7 protein-coding genes and 1 pseudogene are annotated in these 4494 nt (G+C 69.3%); 2 read left to right on the top strand and 6 right to left on the bottom strand.

All coding sequences use genetic code 11. The annotated features are described in order from the left end of the window. Positions 1-269: 269 nt before the first annotated feature. From NBZ85_RS28015 to NBZ85_RS28000, 4 genes are all read right to left on the bottom strand, one after another. Positions 270-452 carry a hypothetical protein gene (locus NBZ85_RS28015; RefSeq protein ID WP_261562982.1) on the bottom strand — a complete coding sequence of 61 codons (183 nt, stop codon included), beginning with the start codon at positions 450-452 and terminating at the stop codon, positions 270-272. A gap of 176 nt (positions 453-628) precedes the next feature. Beyond that, the gene (locus NBZ85_RS28010; RefSeq protein ID WP_261560056.1) at positions 629-973 is read right to left on the bottom strand and encodes a hypothetical protein; all 345 of its coding nucleotides are present in this window, start codon (positions 971-973) and stop codon (positions 629-631) included. A gap of 87 nt (positions 974-1060) precedes the next feature. Beyond that, on the bottom strand, positions 1061-2197 hold the full coding sequence (locus NBZ85_RS28005) for a Fic family protein (RefSeq protein ID WP_261560065.1): 1137 nt from the start codon (positions 2195-2197) through the stop codon (positions 1061-1063). Positions 2198-2355: 158 nt separating this feature from the next. Further along, positions 2356-2688 carry a helix-turn-helix domain-containing protein gene (locus NBZ85_RS28000; RefSeq protein WP_261560067.1) on the bottom strand — a complete coding sequence of 111 codons (333 nt, stop codon included), beginning with the start codon at positions 2686-2688 and terminating at the stop codon, positions 2356-2358. A 64-nt stretch (positions 2689-2752) separates the two neighbouring features. Here NBZ85_RS28000 and NBZ85_RS27995 point away from each other — a divergent pair, with 64 nt between their 5' ends. Both NBZ85_RS27995 and NBZ85_RS27990 read left to right on the top strand, forming a co-directional pair. Then, on the top strand, positions 2753-2980 hold the full coding sequence (locus NBZ85_RS27995) for a hypothetical protein (RefSeq protein WP_261560069.1): 228 nt from the start codon (positions 2753-2755) through the stop codon (positions 2978-2980). A gap of 154 nt (positions 2981-3134) precedes the next feature. Next, the gene (locus tag NBZ85_RS27990; RefSeq protein ID WP_261560070.1) at positions 3135-3632 is read left to right on the top strand and encodes a hypothetical protein; all 498 of its coding nucleotides are present in this window, start codon (positions 3135-3137) and stop codon (positions 3630-3632) included. A 19-nt stretch (positions 3633-3651) separates the two neighbouring features. Here the strand turns inward: NBZ85_RS27990 and NBZ85_RS27985 are convergent, their stop codons facing one another. Both NBZ85_RS27985 and NBZ85_RS27980 read right to left on the bottom strand, forming a co-directional pair. Next, a complete protein-coding gene (locus tag NBZ85_RS27985) occupies positions 3652-4230 on the bottom strand; it encodes a tetratricopeptide repeat protein (RefSeq protein WP_261560071.1) in 579 nt (192 codons plus the stop codon). 115 nt (positions 4231-4345) lie between these two features. Beyond that, positions 4346-4494: pseudogene (locus NBZ85_RS27980) on the bottom strand (tetratricopeptide repeat protein); the annotation flags it as partial.

The raw sequence follows: 4494 nt of genomic DNA, 5'->3' as shown, positions 1-4494 counted from the left end.
GCGGCGCTGGGCAGGACCGTCGCGCTGGAGGGGTCCTCGGGCTGCGTCATACGCCAGATACTCACCGTGCAACCTGTGCGCAAGCTGAGAGTGATCGGATGCGCCACCGACGGCCCCGGCTCCGACTTTCGGAGCCATGTCGATGGCCGGCGAGCAGTGCATGCCCACTCGTGACAGCGCTCGCCCAGTTCGCCGCACTCCTGGCGATCGTGAGCACCGGCGTAATCCTGCCCAGGTTTCTCGTGCTGCGGCCTGCGGCGGCGGTTGAGTTACTTATGTTCGCTCGCCGGAGTCCCGTCGGGACGCACGTGTTCGAAGATGAAGTCCTCGGCTTCGCGTAGCTCTCGTTCGATGGCCTCGGCGAGGTTGGGGTTGTCGATGACGACGCCGAATTCCAGGTCCGCGTTCTCGGCGCTCCAGGAGACGTTCGCAGGCCCGTGCGTGCGGAGCACCCTCACCCCCCTCCGGCCATCTCTCTGTCCTGTTGTGCCTGGGACGGGGCCGCCGCATCATCGACGCCGAGGACGGCTGTCTCATCGTGCGGGACTGCCCGGCCTTGTCTGCGGCGACGAGCGGGACCGCGCGGCGCTCGGGATCGAAGGCGAACAGGATGCGGAATCCGCCCGCGTCAGCTGGTGGGGGGTGCCTCGTAGAGCTGGCCGAGGGTGACGGCGGCGACGCGGTCGTCCGTCGCGGCGGTGACGGACGGGTCGAAGCCAGCGCCGCTGTAGCAGATCAGGATGGTGTCGCGGGTGTCGTAGCCGCGGGCAGCGAGCAGGTCGCGGGCACGGCGAAGTCGGTCGACATGACGGGAATCCATGACGTCGCCCCACTTCGCCTCGCCGAGGGACAGGACGCGGCGGGGTTCGTCGGGCACCGACGGGGCCAGCACGGCCACGTCAATCCGGATCTGGGTCTTGCGCGCGGTGTCGGCAACGACACCGGCGCCGACCTCGCCGGGGAACCCGCCCAACCGGTCGGGCGGGGCGAAGGCCGCGTGGCCGCGACAGAGCTGTCGAGGTGCCCACCGATCAGGCTACGCGCGGCCCGCGGGTGCTTGTCAGGTGGTGTAGGGATTCCGCAAGGTCATGGGTGTGCGCGCGATGTCGAGTGCCGGCTGGGGGAAGCGGGGGCCTGCGGTGTAGTAGCGGGCCCGGGTTCGACCGACCGGTTCCAGGATTCCGGCGGTGGTGAGGTCGCGCAGGTCGCGTTGGGCCTGCTGGAGGCTCAGGCCCTCGGCGTGCTCGTAACGGGAGCGGCGGACGCGGCCGGCCATGGCCACGTCGTGCAGGGCGGTGACCACCCGCTCGTCCAGGCCGGTGCTCTCGGTGAAGGCGGAGAGTGCACCCCCTACCCGCCCGGAGCGGTCGAGTCGGCCTTGAACGGTCTGGGCCTGCTGATGGTAGGCGGTCAGGTTGAAGCGGATCCAGCTGGAGACGTCCTGGTCGGGAAGGTACGTCGGGCCCCGGTCGGCGAGTTCGCGATAGTACTCCCAGGTGTTGCCGGGGCGGCCGAGCCACGCCTCGATGGACGAGAACTCCGGGGCGAGGACGCCCTCGCGTGCGATCATGAGGGTTTGCAGCGAGCGTGACATCCGGCCGTTTCCGTCGGCCCAGGGGTGGATGGACACCAGGTGCAGATGTGCCATGGCCGCTCGCACCAGCAGGTGGGTGCGGTCGTCGGTGTTCAGCCAGTCGACGAGTTCTTTCATCAGCGCCGGGACGACCTCGGCGTCCGGGGCTGTGTAGGCCGCGATGCTGGGGTCGCGCGCGTCGGTGACGTAGACGGGGCCCCGGCGCCATTGTCCGGCCGGCTTGCGCGCGGTGTGACGGTGGCCTTGCAACATCCAGTGCAGGGCGTTGAGCAAGTCTTTGCTGTAGCTGAAGTCCTCGGCGTCGTGGAGCGTCTGGAGGTACGTCATCATCCGCTGGTAGGCGAGGGTCTCCTCGCGGTTGTCGTCGGAGACCTCGACGTCTCGCTCGCCGTCCATCAGATCCTGGACGTCGATCGTGGACACCTTGAAGCCCTCGATGGAGTTCGAGGCTGCGACAGCATCGGCGGTCAGGAACTTCCGGAGCCCGTCCGTCCATTTCGACGGCGTGGTCCGGAGCTGGTGCCGCAGCGCCTCCCGCAGGCCGTCGATCTCGCCGAGCACCTGATCGTCGGCAGGTCCGAGGGCCGGAGTGGGGTAGAGCATGCATCAACGATATACTGACGTTGTCATAACGTCATGGCGTCATGGCGAGACTGGTTGACCCCGTGGAGGAGAGCGGGAGGGCGGCGCCGCGGACTGGCGGATCCACGGTGGCGGCCGGGTCGGCGAACAGGCCGTCGAGCAGATGCTGACGCCGGTTGTTAGGCGATGGTGAGGTGGATGTTGCCGATGTGGGCGACGATGTCGAGGTGGCCGCCGAGGCCGGTGATGTAGGTGCGCAGAACCTCCGGTCCCGTGGGGGTGCCGTTCTCGATCTGGCTGATCCTCGCCTGGGTCGGGCCGGTGGCTTCGGCGAGCTGTGCCTGGGTGAGGCCGAGTTGATTGCGGATCTCGGCGAGTTGCGCGCCGCTGACGGAGGCGAGCATCTGGCTTCGCATCTCAGCGCGGCGGGCTGTCCGCGTGGTGCTGTCCCACTTGGGATCGGTCGCGCGGGCGGGGGCCTTGACATCACGCCAGTTCGACGGTGTGGTCATGATCCCTTCTGTTCCTTCAAGATCCTCAAGTGTTCGCCGAATCTTTCGTCTGCGAGGTGATCCGGTGCGGCTGGATTGGAGCGGTGACATCGAGACCTTCGCCTGCGATGAGTGCGGGGAGCGGAAGTCGGGGCGGCCGACGGAAACGGTGACCGGCCGCCGGCTCTGCAAGCAATGCGGCGATCGGTTTTCCGGTGTAGCCGCAGGTCTCCTGACGGGCGGCGGGATCGGCGGCGCGATCTCGACCGCCGGATGGTTCTCCAAGCTGCGCCGCCGCCGGACGGACTCCTGACCGGCACCTGCCCAGCCGGATCACGCAGACGGCTCACCCCGTAACATTCCGGTGTGACGGACTACCGCCACCGATCAAGCCACAGGTGATCGTAGGGCGGGAGACAGTCAGATGACCGTGCCCGGCAAGGTCCCTGAGCGGGGAGAGGACGGCGATGTCCGCGGAACCGGTTGACCCGACAGGCGACGCCGGCACCGGACGTGATCCGGGCCGTCCGTCGCCGCCCGATTCCCATCCGGCTGCAGACGCCAACGCGGCGCGGCCGGTAGACGCGGGCTCGGAGACGGACGCCGAGCCGGGCACCCCCGAGCCGACGGACGATGACCGGAAGTCCACCCGCCCGCTCGACTGGGACGGCTCGTTCAGCCGCACCTGGAACGCCCGCTACGGCCGCGACTGGACGAACGAACTCGCCGCCGAGCAGGCGAGGGAGTGGGAGGACGAGGAGGTACGGCAGTCGTTGAAGGAGGCGCGCGACCGGATGAACGCGGAGTCCGCTCAGGCCGAGGCGCGGGCCAGGGAGGATCGGCGGGGGCCGTCATCGGCAGGCGATGGTGGGCGAGAGTCGGCACGTGAGCGGCTGGCCCGCAAGCTCGACAAGCTTGATCGGCTATCGGATGCCGACTCGGACGAGTCGGGCGACGCAGGGTAACTTGCTTGGGCTAATAGCCTCACGGACCGTGGTGTGGCAGCCTGGGCTCCGTCCTCTGTGGCTGTTCAGGTGCCCGGGGACGGTCGTCGAGTGCGCCGTTGGCGGTGTCGGCGAGCGATCGGCGGGCCCGGATGGTGTCAGGATGAAACGGGCCGTACTCACGTAGCGCGTCGGTGAGCGCATCGCGATAGAGCCGCTGGGCGTCGCGGGGACGATCGGCCTGGTGGTAGGTGTCGGCGAGGACGGTCCTGGTGGTGAGGGTGTCCGGGTGGCGTGGGCCGAGGACCTGTCCCCGGATGGCCAGGAGTCGCTCGTTGAGATCGACGGCTTGCGGTAGCCGTCCGGTCGAGCGGTACACCTCGGCGAGGCCGTCGGCGGTGCGCAGAGTGCGGGAGTTGGCCACGCCGTGTGCCCGGCTCTGGTCGCCGAGAAGACGTTCGAGATGAGGCCGGGCCGCCTCAAGCTGTCCGGTGTGCCGGTAGGTGGCGGCGAGGGTGTCCCGTGCCTCGACAGTGGTCGGGTGCGCGGGCCCGAGGGCGCGTTCGTGCCGGTCGAGGATTCGTTCGAGGTGCGGGACGGCGTCCGCGGGCCTCTCCAACCTGAGGTGGGCGTCGGCGAGGCTCAGGCGTGTCCTCGTCGTTTCGGGATGGTCGGGGCCGATGGCGCCGCTCGCGGCCGGCCAGTGCTCGGTCGAACAGGGGGACAGCCCGTTCGGGTCGGCCGGCGCGGAGGTGGGTGCGGGCGAGGTCGTGGGCGCTTTCGAGGGTGTCGGGGTGGTCGGGGCCGAGGACGCGGTCGCGGTCCATCAAGGCTCGGTCGAGTTCTCGGGTGGCGTCGTCGAGGCGTCCGGCCTGGTGATAGG

The sequence above is a fragment of the Frankia tisae genome (assembly GCF_025403405.1).
In the GTDB taxonomy this organism is placed as follows: domain Bacteria; phylum Actinomycetota; class Actinomycetes; order Frankiales; family Frankiaceae; genus Frankia; species Frankia tisai.
This window is presented reverse-complemented; position numbering and strand designations above follow the sequence as displayed.

Coding starts and splice junctions, on each gene's coding strand:
- NBZ85_RS28005 (WP_261560065.1), bottom strand. CDS start 2,197: ATGCTCTACCCCACTCCGGCCCTCGGACCTGCCGACGATCAGGTGCTC.
- NBZ85_RS28000 (WP_261560067.1), bottom strand. CDS start 2,688: ATGACCACACCGTCGAACTGGCGTGATGTCAAGGCCCCCGCCCGCGCG.
- NBZ85_RS27990 (WP_261560070.1), top strand. CDS start 3,135: ATGTCCGCGGAACCGGTTGACCCGACAGGCGACGCCGGCACCGGACGT.